Consider the following 16806-nt stretch of genomic DNA (forward strand, 5'->3'; position numbering starts at 1 on the left):
TTGGAGACTGTCAATGAATTTACCTGTAGTTGTAGATATTACTCTTGGCTTAGTTTTTATTTACTTAATTTTGAGCTTGCTAGCTTCGGAAATTCAGGAACTAATTGCTACATTATTACAATGGAGAGCTAAACATTTAAGAACTTCAATTGAATTACTTTTATCAGGTGGTAGTGAAAGTGAAAAATCAGATATTATTAATGCAATCCAGTTGGTACAGAAACTTTATAACGATCCTTTAATTAATACATTGAATCACCAAGCCAAGGGTAAAATAGAAAAGCATTTCCAGAAAATTACTAAAAACCCTGATAAACAAGTATTAGAAAAACAAAGCGGCCCTTCCTATCTTCCTTCTGAAACATTTGCAACTACTTTATTAGATACCTTAAAAATTTCCCAGCTAATTAATCATGTTAAGCATCCTAGTGAAGAAGCAAAAACCAACTTGCACATGATATTAGCCTCTTATAAAGAACTTAAAAAAGGTATAAACGATCCAACGAGTGCAAGTTACACAAAAATTAAAGAAATTTATGGAGAGATTGACCAGAAATTTATAGATTTTGTTAATAATGAGTTACCTGATGAAGTCCCTAATAATTTAATCAAGAGCCTTTGTGTAATTGCTCAACGTAGCAGAATAAAAGTTGGCGATCTCACAGAGGAAGCGAATCAATTTAAAAATGAAGTAGAAACATGGTTTGATCGCTCGATGGATCGAGCAAGCGGTGTTTATAAGCGCAATGCCAAAGGAGTTGCTATTTTAATTGGAATATCAGTTGCCTTTTTAACCAATACTGATACATTTCACTTGGTTAAAAGACTATCGGAGGATTCGGTTATCCGCTCTACTATTACTCAAAGTGCAAGTCAACGAATCGATTATATCAATGATGAAGCAGCCAGAGGGCGTATTGAGAAACTATTAGGAAATTCTTCTATACCAATTGGATGGCAAAATATTAATCAACAGTTTGAGTTATTAGATAAGAATAAATCGAACAGAGTTTATATTAGAATTTCACAAGTTTTTAAATTAATTTGCGGTTGGATAGTGAGTGGTGTTGCTATTGCTATGGGTGCACCTTTCTGGTTTGATATCCTCAATAAGTTTATCAATGTGCGGAATGCAGGACCAAAACCTGTTGCATATACTAAGGATCAACCATTTGAAAAATAGCGTTTCAATAAATCAAAAAATAAAAATAACTTGGAGTTTTAATTCTTTATTCTGACAAACAATCTCAATTTGCCTGATAAATTCTCGAAAGTAAAATCTTCGTTCTGTTTCCGACAAATCTAACCAAAATTGTGGTATTGAAACAGCTTGAGCAACAGAACGCAAGTTAACTGGAGGGAGAATTGCCAACTTTGCTTCGAGTGCAGAAATTTCTGTGCGGAGTTTGTAAGCCCTTAACTTTGCTGTTTCGTCATCTAAAATTCCAGTTTCAATTAAAGCGGGTAACTGAGCAAGTATTTCTTGCTGACGAGCGATCGCTTGCCCTAAACTATCCTTGACTGCATCCAACTGAGGAAAATTCATTCCTGCTACTGCTAGAGGTAAATCACGGCAAACAGTTTCAATGGTATGTTCCAACACCTCTTGGTAGGGAATAGCTTTACACTTAGGGCTTTGGGGACAGCTAGTAGAACGTAAATAAAGATACTCTTTATCTTGGTTGCGTTGGGTAACACGAGTAACTGTCAGATGCGACTGACACTCAGCACAGACAACCAACCCAGCTAAAGAACGCGGCGCACTAGCAGTTCGGGATGGTAAACGGCTGTTACGGCGTAAAAGTCGGTCAACTTGGGCAGCTTCTTCCTTGGAAATAATCGGAACATGGGTATTGGAGATAATTTCACCATTTTGATAAGCTGTATTGCCGCGATAGACTGGATTAGTCAGCCAGCGTCTTCCGGTGGTGACGGAGATTTTCTTGCCGTATTTTTTCGCCAAGTAACGCACTGAACCCCGCAGGGAACCATAGAGTAAAAAGTGTTCAAAAAAATCTTTTACCACTGGTGAAGTACTGCGATCAATGGTATATTTTCCCTTACCTCTGCGATAGCCGTAGGGAACTTTGCCCGGTGGCGGTGCAACCTCAAGACGATTACGGGCGTGTCCTTGGCGGATGCGGCGACTACGTTGCTGACGTTGGATTGCGTGTAGCAAATTCAGCAAGTCAGCGCCCAGAGGATAATTTTCGGAAGTGTAGGGTTGTTCAGTGGCGATTACTGCTATTCCCATGACTTCGAGTTGATTGAGGCGATTGCTAATTTCCTCTACAGTATCTCCCAATTCTTCCAACCGACGAATCAGGAGATAATCTGCTGGTTCAGTTTGGCAATCGGTAAATAATTGTTGTAATTGCGATCGTTCAGAAGAGTCTGGCTTGCCTAAATCTTCATAAACCCGATCCACCTCCCATCCCCAATCGGCTTGATCGGGAGAAGATTCTAATAGCGGATCGGTGTAAGAGTAGGCAATTATTTTCAAAGGTTTAGTGCAGCCTCACAAAGAAATGGTATCAGTTGTAACTACTAACTTGACGACAAAACATTGAACCTATCCTATAATATTTGTGCTACAAAGCTTAAGCTGATTGAGAACTAAAAACTTATTTGCTATGTAAGTTTTTTCATTGTCATTCTTTAATCAGTCTAATCTGTGTTTTACATGACAAGCCTTTTGAATGTTAGGCTTTTGCTACCAAAGTTTATCAGTAATCCAACTTCTAATCTATAGGCTTTTAAATAGTTGAGGGCTTGGGCTAGGTGGACATCTTCGAGTTGAATGACGGCTTTTAATTCAACGAGTATTTTGTTTTCAACTACAAAGTCGGCTCTGCGTGTACCGATGGGTTCAGGTAGGTTTTTATAGTAAATATGCTGTTCTATTTCGCGGGCAAATTCTAGTCTTGCTTGACGCATCTCGTAGGCTAAGGCGCGTTGGTAGATTACTTCTTGAAAACCGTTGCCTAAGAATTTATGCACTTCAAAAGAAGCTCCGATAATTTTTTGGGTGATGTCGGCGTATTTTAGGCTACTCATTGTCTTAATCACAGATTAAACAGATTTAAGGATGGCACGGAGTTAAAATCTGTGTCATCTTGTAATCCATGAGAATCCGTGATTCAAATGTTTGAGGGGTTGCAGGATAGATAATAACTAAAGATTCTTCCTCATGGGTGACGGTTAAGGGTGTTTTAGTGCTTTGTATTTCTGTAAATATTTGTTGGAGCGTTTCGGGTAGTTCGCTGGTAGCAATGTGTTCCATAGTACGGTTTAGCTCTTGTTCTTGCTTCTATTTTAGAGATTGGCGGTTGAAAACCTTGGCGTTGATTAAGAACTGCTAATTAGTCTTCCCAAGGTGGTTTGAAGGGAGTGCTGCGCTCGCACGCAAAACGCAGCTATTTTATAGCAATGTAGCCTCTGGTTAGGTGAAAACAGCAAAACAAGAGGTAGATAGATTTTTGTAATTACACTTAAAATAAAGTGCTTTCAAGCTACTTTTCTAACTAAAGAGCCAAGTTTTACAGGTTGATTTTGGACAATAATTCTTTAAAACTGGTTTCAACTCTGGACAATAATTCTTTAAAACTGATTTAATTGCTGAAAGCTGCGAAAATAGGTAACTTATGTCCCTGAACTTGGAAAAAATGGACATTAATTCTTTAAAACTGACAATAATTATTTAATGGACAAATGGAGAATAACGGATTCGAACCGATGACCTCTGCGGTGCGATCGCAGCACTCTACCAACTGAGCTAATTCCCCTTAATCAGTGCTAAGTCAAGAGTAATATCACTCATTAACTCAATACATTATCACCAGAAACTATTCTAACATTCAGTTACCGATGGCTGAGGCTGTTTTTGGGAATAAACTTTTTGCACCCGTTCGAGTTCCAAATCACTGAGATAATCAACAGTCCAGTTACACCAGCGCTGGAGCATGTGGAATGGGTAAGTATTCGCTACACCAACAACTTGCATCTGCGATCGCTTCGCCGCTTCGATACCTGCTGGAGTATCTTCTATTGCCAGACACTCTTGTGGTTGAAGATTCAAATCGGGATATTCTTTATTTAGGCGTTTCACTGCCAGTAGATAACCATCGGGTTCTGGTTTACTAGTGGTGATGTCATCACCTGCGACAATGATTTTAAAATGTTCAGCTAATTTAGCGCGATGGAGTACCAATTCTATTTCTTTGCGAAAAGCGCCACTGACTAATCCTAGTTTCAGATTCTGCAATCGCACCTGAAATATTAAGTCTTCTACACCTGGATATAAAGGCAGTTTCTTTATTTTCTCTAGTTCCACCACATACGCTTGGGCTTTGCGGCACAGCAACTGAGTTAAATAGTTTTCATTGCCTACTCTACCACGATTAGCAAGTAGTTGCCCAAAACAAGCGCGATCGCTGCGTCCTAAAGAAGCTTGACGCTCACTCACCCTTTGGGGTTGGAGATTTTCTTCCATGAGAATCTCATCTATCAGTTGCAGGTGGATTGGTTCATCGTTAATGATTACACCATTAAAATCAAAGAGAACTGCCTTTAAACTCATGCCATTATGCCAAACGCTGGAGAACCAAGTCCCTCCAAATCATTATTATCTACTGATGTGGCAGTATACTGACGGACATTTTCGGTTGCTATTGGTTTAATGCCGCTAGTTACCTGATTTATCCACCATACATCTTGCGATCGCACTGCTTCAAATCCGGCTGCACCCATATTCGCCTCTACGCTACTATTAGCATACTCACGAATATATGGCTCCTCAAAAACATCATTGAGCCATTCTAACTGACGCAGAGTCTTCTGATTCCCATCTAGAATTAACACTTGCCCTCCAGTTACCAGCAACCGGAAGCTTTCCTGCAGAATTGCTAGGGACACCGCATCTGGTATTTCGTGGAATAGCAAAGAAGCTGTTACTAAGTCAAATGTTGCATCCCTCAAACCCGTTTTTTCAGCATTCCCATGTCGCCAGACTATATCTAAACCAGCATTTCTAGCTTTATCTTCTGCCCTTACCAGCATATATGGTGATAAGTCCAAACCAATAATTTCCGCTTGGGGAAAAGCCTGTTTTAACCTTAAAGTAGTGGAACCTGTGCCACAGCCTAAATCGAGTATGCGTCGTGGTTTTACCTTAACAGCATCAACTAAAGCTTGACGAACAATACTTTCATTAGGCGGTAGAACGTATTGAGTAACCGGATCGTAAGTAACTGCTGCATCAGAATTGAGATATCCGTCAGTAATACCATGAAAGTTTTGATTACTGTAGTACCACGGAATTATGACATCATCTCTTCGATAGCGATCGCTCTCTTTCTCCCAATCAATACTATCAGCGTAACGCCGTAACCCATCTTCATCAATCAAAAGACGCACTACAGGGGATAAAAAACGTTCCCAGATTGTATCTTGACGCACTGCCATATTGTGTCAGAACTTTAAAGATATATTTAAACAAAGTGATTTTCTTTACAAATTTTAATACATCTGGGAAGCATCTGCTTTCTCCCTGTGGTGATGTGTTGACTTTTGTAACTTAATTTATTACATTTGTAGTATAAAAATGTAACTCCTAAAAGTAGTTCTTCAGCTTCACGAAAATTCAGAGAGCCAAATGAAAGACAATACAACATTTATATTGCTACAACTAACTAGGTAATGGGTTATATGTCATACCGATAAGTATCACTGCTTTATACCAAATCCCTCCGGGTGACGCTCGTACCTTGCTCTAAGCGTTCGCGTAGCGTCTCGAAGAGAAGCCATGCCGTTGGCGTTAGCGAAGCGGTAGCGAGTCCTCGAGCGTCAGCCTCTCGTTCGCGTAGCGTCTCCCCTTGGGAGAAGAGAAGGCTTTACGCTGCGCTAACGGTAGTGCTGTCATGGGGAAACCCCCAAGACCGCACTACCTCACCAAAATCTAAAATTTAAAATCCAAAATAGAAAAAATTATGCCCTACGAAAAGTTAGAAATTACTACACCAGCACCCGTCTTATCTTGGGCAAATCACTCTTTGGGGCCAGAAGAAACCAAGATGGCCAAAAATGTGGCATCATTGCCATTTGTATTTAAGCATGTAGCATTAATGCCAGATGTTCACTTAGGAAAAGGTGCTTTAGTAGGTTCTGTAATTGCAACCAAAGAGGCAATTATTCCTGCTGCCGTTGGTGTGGATATTGGTTGCGGTATGAGCGCTATCAAAACAGCATTTACCATCGAACAACTAGAAGGTAAACTCAAGAAAATCCGCTTGGATATTGAAGCAGCAATTCCGACTGGATTCAACGAAAATAAAGACGTTGAAAAATCTGTCAGCAACTGGCAGCACTGGGATGATTTTAAAGACTTGCATCGCGGTGTGCAAGACCTACAAGGTAAAGCAATGAAACAGATGGGTTCTCTCGGTGGAGGAAATCACTTTATTGAAGTGTGCCTCGATACAGAGAATCAAGTTTGGCTGATGCTGCATTCTGGTTCGCGTAACATTGGCAATAAACTTGCCCAGTGTCATATTCACACAGCCAGAGAATTAGCAAAAATGGCAGGTAATAAATTGCCTGACCCGGATTTAGCTTACTTTGTCGCTGGTACACCAGAATTCCAGGCATATTGGCACGATTTACAATGGTCACAAAACTATGCACGTGTCAACCGCGATGTGATGATGGCGCGTTTTAAGCATATAGTTGAGAAGCATTTAGCCGGTGGGAAGGCAACTAAACTTTTATTGCAGGTTAATTGTCATCACAATTACGCCGAAAAAGAAGTGCATTTTGACGAGGATGTATACGTTACTCGTAAGGGTGCAGTCCGTGCCCAGACTGAAGATTATGGGATTATTCCTGGTTCGATGGGGGCAAAGTCTTTCATTGTTAAGGGTAAAGGTAATGCCCACAGCTTCTGTTCTTGCTCTCATGGTGCAGGGCGTTTGCTGTCTAGAAATAAGGCAAAAAATGTCTATACGCTTGATGATTTAATTGAGCAAACAAATGGTGTAGAATGCCGCAAAGATGAGGGCGTGTTAGATGAAATTCCTGGTGCTTATAAACCAATAGAACAAGTTATGGAAAACCAAGCAGACTTGGTTGAGGTTGTAGCAACACTTAAGCAAGTACTTTGTGTTAAGGGCTAAATTTATATAGAGTGGGCAATGCCCACTTTTTTATTTTTTAAACGCTAAAATCCTAGCAAATATAAGTGTTAATACTTAACTAAATAAGTTTTTTTTGTAAAATTTATTTAAGTATTAAATATGACATTTTGAAGTGCAAAATGTGGAATATAAAGCTTGTTTATAGTATCTTGCATAAAACTAAAAAAATAGACTGATTGATATTTGAGGGTTCGATAAATAACATTATCAAACTTAGGAACTCTAACTAAACAAATGATTGCAATATTTTTAGAAGATTCAAAGCAATGATTATCGTCATGAAATTAGGGACGCCATCAGTATAAATTGAGCGTGTTGTTGAAGAAATTCTTCGTCATGAAATCACGCCAGAAATATGCCAATTGTATACATTACTGTATAGACGGTAACATCCACCAACTCAATAACGCCTTTCTCTTTTGGAAATACTTCTGTGCATTGATATTCTTGAGCAATCGCTAGCATAATATCCTCAATAAAAGGTTCTGCTTCGTTTGAATTAAGCATAATCACAACATATGAAAATCGCACTTCAACTTTCCCAACTTACCAAATATTATGGTTCTCACCAAGCTGTAAATAATCTCAGCTTGCAGATTGCAGAAGGTTCATTTTATGCTCTTTTAGGTCCCAACGGTGCAGGAAAAACTACTACTCTACGAATGATTACAGGGTTACTACGACCAGATAACGGGGATATTATGATTTTAGGACATAGTATCCGGCGATCGCCTCAAAAAGCAAAGCAACTTTTAGCATACCTACCTGAAGAGCCTCTACTCTACAACAAGCTACGTCCGATAGAGTATTTAGAGTTTATCGCCGGACTTTGGGGAATTCCTCCTTCTAAAGCTCAATCTTCTGCCGAAGAACTCCTCAAACAATTAAACTTGTGGGATAACAGAGGAGATTTTAGTGAAACTTTTTCGCGAGGGATGAAGCAAAAACTTGCTTTAGCAGGAGCATTAATTCATCAGCCGAGAATTATTATCTTAGATGAACCGCTAACAGGATTAGATGCAGCCGCAGCCCGCTTAGTCAAAAATATGCTCACCGAGTTTGTAAACCAAGGTGGTGTGGTAATTTTAACTACTCACATTATGGAAATTGCCGAGCGTATGGCGCAGCGAATTGGGATTATTAATCATGGGTACTTAGTTGCCGAAGGTACTTTAGATGAACTTAGAACTCAAAGTGGTGAAGCAGGCGGTAGTTTGGAAAGGGTCTTTTTAGAATTAACTCAAGATAATAATGTTGAAGGTGCAAGATGAAAGTAGGGACATTACCTTGGCTTTTGGGCTACGAATTAAGTTTGTGGTGGCGTGAAATTACTGTTAGACCTGTAACAATATTTATTTTCAGTATTTTTGCACTTTTGGGTAGTGTTTATCTAACTTGGTTAGGGGTTACGTCTGGTAATATTCGAGGTACGATATCATTTCATACCATACCAGATTCTGCTATTTGGATAGCGGTAGTAGTTTGGTTGTTCGGATTTTACTATAGCTTTATCCAAGCGATGAGAAGTAGCTTGATGGGGTTATTTGAACGCGGGGATTTAGATTTACTCGTGTCATCACCAATTTCGAGTCAAGTGATTTTTGCGAGTCAAGTGTTAAGAATTGCCCTGAAAACTTTTTTCAGTGGTTGTTTATTTGTAATTCCTGTAAGTTTAATCGCTTTATTACTTGGTATTCCTCAACTTTTAGGGCTTTACCCGGCTTTGATTGGTCTTAGCTTAAGCGCTACAAGTTTAGCAATGTTATTTGTTTTAGCGCTAGTTCGTGTTATAGGTGCAAAACGGACGCGGACTTTTGCTCAAGTTCTTACAGCTTTATTTATCATCACTATATATTTGAGTTCTCAGTTACCTAATCTCCTAAAAAAAACGGATGGAAACACGGCATCAATCTGGTTTCAGTTAGAACATTGGTTAGCGAAAGGAAACTTTTTGAGTGCAGATAGTTGGGTTTGGTTTCCTGCAAAGGCTATTTTCTTTGATCCGGTGTCAGTAGTGTTAGTGTTGTTAATTAGTATCAGTTTGACGTGGTTAACGGTGGAAGTTTTACATCGTTATTTTATTGCAGGTACACAGCAGCATATTACAAGTGAACATCGTCAACTGCGCCCAACCCAAGCAACTCGCCTTATTGGTGGTTTTAATCGTGTTGCTTTACTCAAAGAATGGCGGATTATGCGGCGCAATCCTTATTTAATTTCACGCCTATTTCTGCAAATATTTCTCCTCGCATTCGCATTTTTGAGTATATTACGACAACATAACAATGGTGGTATTTTAGGGATGAGTTTAGTGTTGGCAGAAGCTTTGACATTAAATTTAGTGCAAATTTGCGTTTCTGGGGAAGAAGCACCAGATTTGCTCAAATCTTCACCAGTAAATAGTTCAAAGCTGCATCAATTGAAGTTGTTAGCGGCATTAATTCCTATCTGGTTATTGATATCACCACTGTTTATTGTTTTGATAGTCAACGGTAAACCGTGGTTTATACCGATGGTGGTTTTTTTGGCTGGTACTACTTGTGCAGCAACTCTCAGTCTGTGGAATTCTCGCCCTGTAAAGTTTACAGAATTGTTTCGACGAAGGCAAAATAGTAAACTCGATGTATTGTTAAGTTTACTCGAAATTATTTCCTTGCTTTCTTGGGGATGGTTAGGATTTAGCTTGCAACAAGGTCATTTGCACACTGTTTTGATTTTATTGGCTGTGATTGGTTTAGTTGTGGCATTAGCCTATGGGCGTAGTCGTCAGTTAGGGCGTGTCATCAATTAGTTGTCGTATGTCACTTTGATATCAGTTTGGACATAAACTTATGTAAAGACGTGATATCGCTACATAGTTTGTCCATCAAAAATTTAAATGTTAGGTACTGTTTATTGTTAGCGCTACTCTACGACAAACTGCTGCTCGCTGATAGCGCTAACATTAAAATTAGGTGTCTTTTCAAAATTACATTGTCAAAGATTGAGGAGTTGTCTCAATCAATTTCGCTAAATCTTGCAAGAACGCCGCAGCATGGGCACCATAAATAATCCGGTGGTCGGAAGTAATATTGACTTGCATTTGTTGCCGCACGCCAAATAAACCGTCGGGTGTTGCTATCACTTGCGGACGGGATGCCCCTATCGCTAAAATTGAACCTTGTCCAGGCGGTAAAATCGCATCAAATTTATCCACGCCAAACATCCCCAAATTTGACAAGGTAAAAGTACCACTGTTGTATTCTTGAGGCTGTAGTTGTTTTGCCCTAGCACGTTCTACCAAAGACTTCCAAGTACGCGATAGAGAATATATATCCACTGCGTCTGCATTTTGCAGCACAGGTGTAATCAATCCACCATCATCCATCGCTACTGCGACAGAAATGTTGATATCAGAATGATAAACAATACCCTGGTCTGAGTAGCTAGCATTTAACAATGGGTGTTTTTGCAATGTCAGTGCTACAGCTTTCGCCAATAGCGCTGTCATTGTCACGCCTTTGGATTTAATTTGTTTATAAAGTTTGTCTAATCCATCGGTGGTAATTGTATAACCGACACGGAAGACAGGCACGGATATGGTGGCTACCATGTTCCGCACTACGGCATTTTGAAAGGTAGTTAAAGGTACGGTTTGACCAGAAATAGCCGCTGCCACGGGTGCGGGTGCTGGTGTCTGAGGTGCTGGGGGCGCAACTGGGGCACTGGTTGCTACGGGTGCTGGTGGGGCAACTGGGGTAGGGACGGGTTGTTTGCCTTTATTAGACAATGCTTCTACATCTTCGGCGACAATGCGTCCGTGGGGGCCACTGCCTTGGAGTGTAGTTAAATCAACTTTGAGTTCTTTGGCTAACTTGCGGGCACGGGGCGAAACCACAAGCCTTCCTTCTTTGTGGTTAGAACCGTTTTGAGACGCTATTGCAGGTGTGGCGGCTGAGGCTGTGGCGGCAACTGGTTCAGGAGAAGAGGTAGGAGTAGCAGCTGCGCCGCCAGAATTGGCAACAGATTTGGCAGTTTCAATTTCAGCTTCCGTTTCGGCGATGAAGGCGATCGCAGATCCTACTGGGGCAGTTTCACCAGCTTCAACTATGATATGGGCAAGAAATCCCTCATAGAAAGTTTCTACATCCATATCTGCCTTATCTGACTCTACAACCACCACTGTTTCGCCTTTTTCCACTTTGTCCCCAGGCGATTTCACCCAAGAGACGATTTTGCCTTCCGTCATGGTGGAACTCAGCGCCGGCATAAATACTTCGTGAATGCTCATAGGGTGGTTTGGAAATCAATGGTTTATGGACTTTAACAGCTTTTGTCAGATCGAATTGTATCTTGATGGGAGAGTTTTAGACTGTTTATATTTTAGGTTGGGGATTGAGCATTGGGCATTGGGCATGGGGCAAAACAGTTCCGAGTTTCGAGTTCCTCGGCTTAGAGTAAACAAGTGAGATTCCCCACTCAGCACTCCTGAAGGGCATTGGTTATTCACTGATGACTAATGACTCTAGGAACCTAAATATAGCTTAAAGGTCTATAATACAGAGCTATCCTCAATGGTTAGCCAATATCTCAATTTCGTTTTAGTCATTGACTTGCAAAAACCACCACGAGTTTCTCACAAATTAAATGGGATTGCTATTTAATATTCCTCATAACCATTACTTAAGATACAAGAGCTTCTCACGGATAGAGGATATAGGATGTAGTTCAATCTAGAATTCAAAACTGGTAATAAACCTATTTGAAACTCCTGTTAATTTTTATGTCGGCAAAGCTGAAATTCTTTTTGATTGTGATATTAAGTATATCTGCCACGGCTGGTGCTGGAATTTATATTATTCAGCACCAGCAATCTGCACCGATTGTTGAGACTAGTGATCAGCAAACCCAACAGATGGGAGCAATACATCAGTCTCAGGAAGTTGCAGTATTCTCAGAACGTTCCGATTATCAAACTATACCTTTAGAAAAGCTCAACTCATCTCTCCAAGGCAGTAATCCTACTACCCTCGCCCTGAATGCCTTTGAGGATATAGCAGTGGGAGGAACGCGAAAGATAGATGTAGTTTATCCGCAACCAAATCAGGCGTTAGTAACGATTACGCAAATCAAACGGGGTGATAATTTAGTTGGTACAGTTAAATATCGAGCAGAGATGACAACCTTTGGGCGATCGCTTTTTATTAGCTCACCTCCAGTATGGCAAATTGTTTGGGCTGGCTCTCAGGCAGAATGTTGGTCTGGGAGCCGCTCTCACATTAAATTAAATCCCATCTGTCATTAGTCATTGGTCAGTACAGAGGCGATTAATCGCGTCTGTACGATGGTCATTGGTCATTAGTCAGAAAACAAATGACAAATGACAAATGACAAATGACAAATTTAAATGTCGCCGCGAATTTCTTCTACTACACCATCGCGTAGAACGATTTCGACTTGCATTTTGCTAATCAAGTTATCACCAGTTTCTACCCGGAAAAAACCTTCCATTTGGAATTGATTGACTTCCTGATCTTGTTGGAGAAACTGCACTTGCTGGAGGTTTTGCAGCAACTGATTTTTCTGCTCTAAAAATTCACTTTTCTTTTGATTGACTTGGAGTTGAATATTGTCAATTTGTTGGAGGGTCTGGGGGCCAGGTGGTTGCAGACTCTGCTTTTGAATTGCCGTGATTGCTCTTTGTCCTTCAACGTCTAGCTGTTGCAGTTGCTGATCAAGTTGATTAATCTGGGTTTGCAGCTGCTGTTGTACTTCCTCTTTCCAGAGGGGAGTCACAATGACTTTGACGTTAACGACGCGTTTGAGAAGCAAATTAGATTTGGAGACATCCATAAATATTTCACGTTCACTCTTTATAGTTAGCAGGTGGAATGATCAGGCAAACATGCCGTCAATAATATCGCGATAGCGTTCCGTGACGATATGTCGGCGAACTTTTAGTGTTTGTGTCATCAAGCCATTTTCGATGGAAAATGGTTCCAGGATAAGTTTAAAAGTTCCGATGCGGTCATCCGGTCGATAGCCTGGACGATTTTGGACTTCCCGATTCAATTCTTGGCGAAATAAATCCTGGATCATTCTACTCTCCAAGTCAATTTTTTGACTATCTGAGGAAGTCACTCGATCGTTGGGCGTATCCAGTGTTAGATTCTGACTTGTTGCCCATTTTTCTAAGGCTTCGACATTGGGGACAATTAAGGCTCCCAGGCTGCGCTGATCTTGGCCGATTAGCATAATTTGATCGATGTATGGCGATCGCAAACACGCATCTTCGATCGGCTGTGGCTCGATGTTTTCCCCGTTAGTCAATACAATCGTATCCTTGGATCTGCCAGTCAGCACTAAATCGTCTTGTGGTGTCAGCCAACCCAAATCGCCGCTATCAAACCAACCTTCAGCGTCAATTGCTTTCGCTGTCGCTTCGGGATTTTGATAATAGCCTTGCATAATCTGCGGGCCCCTCAACAATAGCAAGCCTCGCTTCTCTACTGGTAGAGGCGCTTTTGTCTCAGGATCTACAATTTTAGCCTCGGTTGCGGGAAGTGGTAGCCCTGCTGCACCAATTAAATTTCGCCAAGGACGCCGCACATGGGTAACAGGAGAAGTTTCTGTCAAGCCATAGCCTTGCAAAATCTGCACACCAATAATTTCAAAGAAATTATCTATGTGTCTGGGAAGCGCACCGCCGCCGCTAATCATCTGCTTAACTTGTCCTCCTGTGGCTTCCCGAACTTTGGCGTAAACCAGTCGTTCCCCCAAGGCATGGAGGGGTAACAAAGCCGATGCTTGTATGCTAGCTGCTAATCGTTCGCTACCTGAAGTATGAAGATTATTTAAGCTTAACCCTTGAGCAACTCGCCGCGCTTTGATATATTTTTCGCTAATGCCCAATAAAAAGTTAATTAGGCGTTGCTTATTCGCTGGTTGTTCACGGAACTGCTTTTGCACTCCTTCATAAATTGATTCCCACAGGCGGGGTACACCCACCATGTAGTTGGGTTTAAATTGTCTCAAATCCCCTTTTACAGAGCGCAAATTAGTATAAACTTGGGTGCAACCTTGAGATATTAGGTAGTATTCAACAGTTCGTTCATAGCTGTGCCACGAAGGTAGAATACTGAGAACGATATCGCCAGCGTTTGGTTGCAATACTGTCCCAAAGGTTGTCACTTGGTGCATCAAATTGTTATAAGACAGCATTACACCCTTGGGTTTACCCGTAGTGCCTGAGGTATAAATTAGGGTTGCCAGAGCGTCACGATTTTGCTTGACTGGCACAAAATTATGACTTTTCCCAATTTCGAGCAACTGCGAAAAGTTGAGTACCTTTAGGGTTTCGTCTGTTGGTGGCGCTTCATCCGAAAGTAAGATTACCACTTCAATTGGCAAATCTTTGAGGCGGTCTTGTAGTTTTTTAAGTGTTTTTAAATCCTCTACAACGATCGCTGTACTGCCGCTATTGGCGATGATAAACAACAGTTCTTCTTTTTCGGCTTGGGAGCTACGCACCGCATCAACGCCTCCAGCAGTCATTATGCCTTGATCGGCGATAAACCACCGAGGACTATTGTCAGCAATTAGGGAAATGCGATCGCCTACCTTTACTCTCAACGCCTGTAAGCCAGCAGCAAATAGTTGCATTTGCTCTGACAACTGGGTATAATTAATCACTACTTCTGGTTTAGCGTGAGGATTGCGGAGAGCGACAATATCACCAAATCGTTGAGCTGCCAAAGGCCAAATTTCTGGTAGCGATTCCACATTTGTGTAATCTACCAACCGCTTTAATGCTTGCCGTTCTTGTTCACTGATGTTAGATAAAAAAGAAGACGCGGTTTGGGTTGTTGACATAACACCTTACTTAAAGATTTCAAACTGATCGTTTTCCAGCTTATTTTGTTATTACGCTACAATATCCAACCTTATTATCCACATATCCTTCTGTGTATGATAATTCCAGGAATTCCACGTTTATATTTACAAAAATTTATGTTAAAGTTAATTTATATAGAGTGCAAGCAATGATTGTGTTTGCATCAAAGAACAGCGATGTCTACGACGGGCTACGCCTACGCCTATGTTTCACAGGAGATGATTACCTATGAATTTTATAGACGCCATAATGCTAACGTTGCTCAATATTGCTGCTTGCATAGCGTTACCGAAGATTTTAGCTATCCTTTTGGATGATAAAACCAAACTTACTGAAGCGTTGGTGAATACTTCCAAATTACAAACAGCCAAAATTGAACTTACAAGTTTTCCTTATTGTACAGCTTACCAATTGACAGGTAGCCAATACTGCAAATTCAGTCCTAATTTTTGTGCCAGGTGTTCTCCAAATTGATGGACTATTTGCTAGGAAAAATTCCTCAGCACTTCCGAAAACCAGCAATTCAATTAATTCTTCAACACATATTCACTTTAATTTCGACAGCTTGAAATCCCCGACTTCTTCAATAAGTCGGGGATCTTTTTGTTTGTAACTCCTGTAAGGATTACTAAACCTCGTTTATATTTACATTTTATAGCTCTCTATCCTGAGCTTTCAGAGTAGAGGGCTTACGCCTAATCAAATATAGTTTTCCAACTAAGTTATAACTAATTATACAGACATGATATAATTTGAGTTTTTTAGATTTTGGTATATATACAGCGAAGAGATTGTATTTAAATTTACTTCTTTAGGCTCATTTTCATCCTCATTAGTATTTTTAAATAGGACTGTAAATGCGCCAGCACCTAACCTGTCTTGAGGAAATATTCGATAACAAGGTATTGTAGTCAAATGCGATTGATATTTGGCTAAATTACTAATTTTTATCGCTTTAAACTGGGGAAACCGTTCTAAAAACCATTCACAAACTTGCTCATTTTCTTCAGGCGAATATGTGCAAGTCATATAAGCAAGATAGCCTCGCGGTGAAACAATTTTAGCAGAGTTAGCTATAATACGCTTTTGCCGATTTGCACTCTTATTAATAGCAGTTGGGTGAAAACATCCAGGTGCTTTTTCACCTTTGGCAAGTAAAGATTGTCCAGTACACGGAGCATCTACTATGACTATATTGCTAGAGCCGGGAAACATTTCGGCAAATATGCTCGAATCTCGATTAACCACTGCGCTAGGGCTAATTTGGCAACGCTTCAAATTAGAAATTAGCATTCCTAGACGTTTACCAATGACTTCATTACTGATGAGCAATTCAGGTTTTAAAGCTCTCCAAGCAAAGATACTTTTACCTCCTGGTGCGGCACACATATCAAAAACTAAATGCATTGACTCAGGAATAGCTAATAAAGTAGTAGCTGCAAATACCGAAGAAAAATCTAAACAATAAAAATATCCTTTTTCATGCAAGGGATGCTGACCAGGCTTTTCTCCCAGAGATAAACGGTCTATAAATTGTGGTTGCCAAGATGTTGGTGTTTCCACTGTCAAAGGTGAAATATCTGGCTTCTCTTGACACCAAATAATACTAGGTGAAAAAGGCTGAGGATTCATTAAAGCCTCAATAAATTTTTCTTGCTCATCTAGATTAGTAAATAAACGCCGCGAGACTTTAAGTAATAAATTAGAAGGTTTTTCCATCTAGATTAAAAATTATAAATGACG

General features: G+C 40.4%; 16 protein-coding genes and 1 tRNA gene. 6 read left to right on the plus strand and 11 right to left on the minus strand.

Annotation, left to right across the window (positions count from 1 at the left end; translation table 11 throughout):
- Positions 1–13 precede the first annotated feature (13 nt).
- Positions 14–1183 (plus strand): hypothetical protein, encoded by a 1170-nt coding sequence (locus tag V7K56_RS05180; protein ID WP_334908250.1) that lies wholly within the window; start codon positions 14–16, stop codon positions 1181–1183.
- Positions 1184–1195: 12 nt separating this feature from the next.
- On the opposite strand, the gene V7K56_RS05185 is transcribed toward V7K56_RS05180, so the two are convergent.
- From V7K56_RS05185 to V7K56_RS05210, 6 genes are all read right to left on the minus strand, one after another.
- Positions 1196–2503 carry a recombinase family protein gene (locus tag V7K56_RS05185; RefSeq protein ID WP_334908252.1) on the minus strand — a complete coding sequence of 436 codons (1308 nt, stop codon included), beginning with the start codon at positions 2501–2503 and terminating at the stop codon, positions 1196–1198.
- A 176-nt stretch (positions 2504–2679) separates the two neighbouring features.
- On the minus strand, positions 2680–3057 hold the full coding sequence (locus V7K56_RS05190) for a GxxExxY protein (protein ID WP_334908253.1): 378 nt from the start codon (positions 3055–3057) through the stop codon (positions 2680–2682).
- Positions 3058–3082: 25 nt separating this feature from the next.
- On the minus strand, positions 3083–3283 hold the full coding sequence (locus tag V7K56_RS05195; RefSeq protein ID WP_334908255.1) for a hypothetical protein: 201 nt from the start codon (positions 3281–3283) through the stop codon (positions 3083–3085).
- Positions 3284–3712: 429 nt separating this feature from the next.
- Positions 3713–3785: transfer RNA gene (locus V7K56_RS05200), tRNA-Ala, on the minus strand.
- Between the two features lie 65 nt (positions 3786–3850).
- Positions 3851–4579, minus strand: a complete 729-nt coding sequence (locus V7K56_RS05205) for an HAD family hydrolase (RefSeq protein ID WP_334908256.1) — start codon at positions 4577–4579, stop codon at positions 3851–3853.
- Positions 4576–5463, minus strand: a complete 888-nt coding sequence (locus V7K56_RS05210; protein ID WP_334908258.1) for a class I SAM-dependent methyltransferase — start codon at positions 5461–5463, stop codon at positions 4576–4578. Before V7K56_RS05210 ends, V7K56_RS05205 begins: the two co-directional genes overlap by 4 nt.
- Before the next feature lie 524 nt (positions 5464–5987).
- On the opposite strand from V7K56_RS05210, the gene V7K56_RS05215 reads away from it, so the two are divergent.
- Positions 5988–7169, plus strand: a complete 1182-nt coding sequence (locus V7K56_RS05215; RefSeq protein WP_334908260.1) for an RtcB family protein — start codon at positions 5988–5990, stop codon at positions 7167–7169.
- A gap of 363 nt (positions 7170–7532) precedes the next feature.
- Here V7K56_RS05215 and V7K56_RS05220 read toward each other — a convergent pair whose 3' ends face one another.
- Entirely contained in the window at positions 7533–7697 is a 165-nt protein-coding gene (locus V7K56_RS05220) for a hypothetical protein (protein WP_334908262.1), read from the minus strand.
- Positions 7698–7708: 11 nt separating this feature from the next.
- Between V7K56_RS05220 and V7K56_RS05225 the strand changes: the two genes are divergently transcribed.
- Together V7K56_RS05225 and V7K56_RS05230 are read left to right on the plus strand one after the other, a co-directional pair.
- Positions 7709–8461, plus strand: a complete 753-nt coding sequence (locus V7K56_RS05225; RefSeq protein ID WP_334908264.1) for an ABC transporter ATP-binding protein — start codon at positions 7709–7711, stop codon at positions 8459–8461.
- Positions 8458–9981: a hypothetical protein gene (locus tag V7K56_RS05230; protein WP_334908266.1), complete on the plus strand. Its 1524-nt coding sequence runs from the start codon at positions 8458–8460 to the stop codon at positions 9979–9981. The genes V7K56_RS05225 and V7K56_RS05230 overlap by 4 nt, the downstream gene beginning before the upstream one ends.
- 177 nt (positions 9982–10158) lie before the next feature.
- Here the strand turns inward: V7K56_RS05230 and V7K56_RS05235 are convergent, their stop codons facing one another.
- Positions 10159–11460, minus strand: a complete 1302-nt coding sequence (locus tag V7K56_RS05235) for a dihydrolipoamide acetyltransferase family protein (protein ID WP_334908268.1) — start codon at positions 11458–11460, stop codon at positions 10159–10161.
- Between the two features lie 471 nt (positions 11461–11931).
- Between V7K56_RS05235 and V7K56_RS05240 the strand changes: the two genes are divergently transcribed.
- Positions 11932–12474, plus strand: coding sequence for a hypothetical protein (locus V7K56_RS05240; RefSeq protein ID WP_442939915.1), 543 nt, complete (start codon positions 11932–11934; stop codon positions 12472–12474).
- Positions 12475–12572: 98 nt separating this feature from the next.
- On the opposite strand, the gene V7K56_RS05245 is transcribed toward V7K56_RS05240, so the two are convergent.
- Together V7K56_RS05245 and V7K56_RS05250 are read right to left on the minus strand one after the other, a co-directional pair.
- Positions 12573–13022: a YlqD family protein gene (locus tag V7K56_RS05245; protein ID WP_229558675.1), complete on the minus strand. Its 450-nt coding sequence runs from the start codon at positions 13020–13022 to the stop codon at positions 12573–12575.
- Positions 13023–13064: 42 nt separating this feature from the next.
- Positions 13065–15041: an AMP-dependent synthetase/ligase gene (locus V7K56_RS05250; protein WP_334908273.1), complete on the minus strand. Its 1977-nt coding sequence runs from the start codon at positions 15039–15041 to the stop codon at positions 13065–13067.
- Between the two features lie 198 nt (positions 15042–15239).
- Here V7K56_RS05250 and V7K56_RS05255 point away from each other — a divergent pair, with 198 nt between their 5' ends.
- Positions 15240–15380 (plus strand): hypothetical protein, encoded by a 141-nt coding sequence (locus V7K56_RS05255; RefSeq protein WP_334908275.1) that lies wholly within the window; start codon positions 15240–15242, stop codon positions 15378–15380.
- Positions 15381–15795: 415 nt separating this feature from the next.
- Here the strand turns inward: V7K56_RS05255 and V7K56_RS05260 are convergent, their stop codons facing one another.
- A complete protein-coding gene (locus V7K56_RS05260) occupies positions 15796–16782 on the minus strand; it encodes an RsmB/NOP family class I SAM-dependent RNA methyltransferase (protein WP_334908277.1) in 987 nt (328 codons plus the stop codon).
- Between the last annotated feature and the right edge of the window lie 24 nt (positions 16783–16806).

It is taken from the genome of Nostoc sp., assembly GCF_036917535.1.
Classification (GTDB): Bacteria; Cyanobacteriota; Cyanobacteriia; order Cyanobacteriales; family Nostocaceae; genus Nostoc.

Excerpts from the sequence above, each read along its gene's own strand:
- V7K56_RS05180 (WP_334908250.1), top strand. The coding sequence starts at position 14 with ATGAATTTACCTGTAGTTGTAGATATTACTCTTGGCTTAGTTTTTATT.
- V7K56_RS05190 (WP_334908253.1), bottom strand. The coding sequence starts at position 3,057 with ATGAGTAGCCTAAAATACGCCGACATCACCCAAAAAATTATCGGAGCT.
- V7K56_RS05195 (WP_334908255.1), bottom strand. The coding sequence starts at position 3,283 with ATGGAACACATTGCTACCAGCGAACTACCCGAAACGCTCCAACAAATA.
- V7K56_RS05205 (WP_334908256.1), bottom strand. The coding sequence starts at position 4,579 with ATGAGTTTAAAGGCAGTTCTCTTTGATTTTAATGGTGTAATCATTAAC.
- V7K56_RS05210 (WP_334908258.1), bottom strand. The coding sequence starts at position 5,463 with ATGGCAGTGCGTCAAGATACAATCTGGGAACGTTTTTTATCCCCTGTA.
- V7K56_RS05215 (WP_334908260.1), top strand. The coding sequence starts at position 5,988 with ATGCCCTACGAAAAGTTAGAAATTACTACACCAGCACCCGTCTTATCT.
- V7K56_RS05220 (WP_334908262.1), bottom strand. The coding sequence starts at position 7,697 with ATGCTTAATTCAAACGAAGCAGAACCTTTTATTGAGGATATTATGCTA.
- V7K56_RS05225 (WP_334908264.1), top strand. The coding sequence starts at position 7,709 with ATGAAAATCGCACTTCAACTTTCCCAACTTACCAAATATTATGGTTCT.
- V7K56_RS05230 (WP_334908266.1), top strand. The coding sequence starts at position 8,458 with ATGAAAGTAGGGACATTACCTTGGCTTTTGGGCTACGAATTAAGTTTG.
- V7K56_RS05235 (WP_334908268.1), bottom strand. The coding sequence starts at position 11,460 with ATGAGCATTCACGAAGTATTTATGCCGGCGCTGAGTTCCACCATGACG.
- V7K56_RS05245 (WP_229558675.1), bottom strand. The coding sequence starts at position 13,022 with ATGGATGTCTCCAAATCTAATTTGCTTCTCAAACGCGTCGTTAACGTC.
- V7K56_RS05250 (WP_334908273.1), bottom strand. The coding sequence starts at position 15,041 with ATGTCAACAACCCAAACCGCGTCTTCTTTTTTATCTAACATCAGTGAA.
- V7K56_RS05255 (WP_334908275.1), top strand. The coding sequence starts at position 15,240 with ATGTCTACGACGGGCTACGCCTACGCCTATGTTTCACAGGAGATGATT.
- V7K56_RS05260 (WP_334908277.1), bottom strand. The coding sequence starts at position 16,782 with ATGGAAAAACCTTCTAATTTATTACTTAAAGTCTCGCGGCGTTTATTT.